Below are 1084 nucleotides of genomic sequence, written 5' to 3'. Positions count from 1 at the left end.
CCCGACTCAAACTACGCTTTTGGGGGTGGCCCGCCAAAAACCCCAAAAATGGTTCGTTCTCGACGGAACGGCCGCGGGGGAGGGGGGTGGTGGGCCAGAGTGTGCCTCCATGGACGGCCCCTTCCTCGGATCGCTCGCCGTGGCGACCGGGCTGCTGACCCCGCGCCAACTGCGCAGCGAGCGCTTCGTCCCGCTCTTCCGCGACGTGTACGTGCCGGCCGGGGTGGAGGTCGACCTGGTCGTCCTGTCCAAGGGCGCGCACCTGCTCATGCCGGAGGACGGCGCCCTCTGCGGTCACTCGGCTGCGGCGCTGCTCGGTGCGGACTGCAGCCCGTCCACGGCGGATGCCGAGTTCATCGCCCCGCACGGAGACGTGGGCAAGCGCCGAGGGCTGATCGTCCGGCAGGCGGCGCTGACGCCCGAGGAGGTCTGCCTCGTGGGGTCGTTGCGGGTCACCACGCCCCTGCGCACCGCGTACGACCTTGGCCGCAGGCTGGACCTCGTCCACGCCGTGGCCGCGGTGGACGCGCTCGCCCGGATCGGCCGCTTCGCGCCGGCGGTGCTGCTCGACGGGCCGGTCGGGGCCCGCGGACGCCGCCGGCTCCGCGAGGTCGTCGCGCTGGCCGATCCGCTGGCCGAGTCGACGATGGAGACGCGGCTGCGCCTCGTGCTCGTCGGCGGCGGGCTGCCGCGGCCGGTGTCGCAGTTCCCCGTCCGGACGGCCGGCGGCGCGGTGATCGCCCGCGTCGACCTCGCGTACCCGGAGGCCCGGCTGGCGCTCGAGTACGACGGCGCCCACCACTTCGACGACGAGTACTCCCGTCGCGACCGCCACCGCGACCTGCTGCTCGACGAGCTCGGCTGGCAGACGATGCGGTTCACCCGCGACGACGTGCTGCGCACCCCGAACGAGACGGTCCGCCGGGTCCGCGCCCGCCTGGCCGAGCGCACGGCCCGCCTCGCCCCTGACCCCGCCCCCTGACGCCCGCCCGGTCCCGGGGGGGGGGGGGGGCGGGGGGGGGGGGGGGGGGGGGCGGGGCGCGCCCGCCGGGGGGGGGGGGGGGGGGGGGGGGGCGGCGGCGGC

Annotated in this window: 1 protein-coding gene; it reads left to right on the top strand. The window is 76.8% G+C overall.

Annotation, left to right across the window (positions count from 1 at the left end; all coding sequences use genetic code 11):
• The first annotated feature begins 109 nt into the window (after positions 1-109).
• Complete coding sequence (locus KDL28_RS06660; RefSeq protein WP_252436351.1) at positions 110-982, top strand: DUF559 domain-containing protein; 873 nt, start codon at positions 110-112, stop codon at positions 980-982.
• Positions 983-1084 lie beyond the last annotated feature (102 nt).

The sequence above is a fragment of the Pseudonocardia humida genome (assembly GCF_023898865.1).
Classification (GTDB): domain Bacteria; phylum Actinomycetota; class Actinomycetes; order Mycobacteriales; family Pseudonocardiaceae; genus Pseudonocardia; species Pseudonocardia humida.
The sequence above is the reverse complement of the archived record's forward strand: the minus strand, read 5'-3'. Positions and strand labels throughout refer to the sequence as shown.

Excerpts from the sequence above, each read along its gene's own strand:
- KDL28_RS06660 (WP_252436351.1), top strand. The coding sequence starts at position 110 with ATGGACGGCCCCTTCCTCGGATCGCTCGCCGTGGCGACCGGGCTGCTG.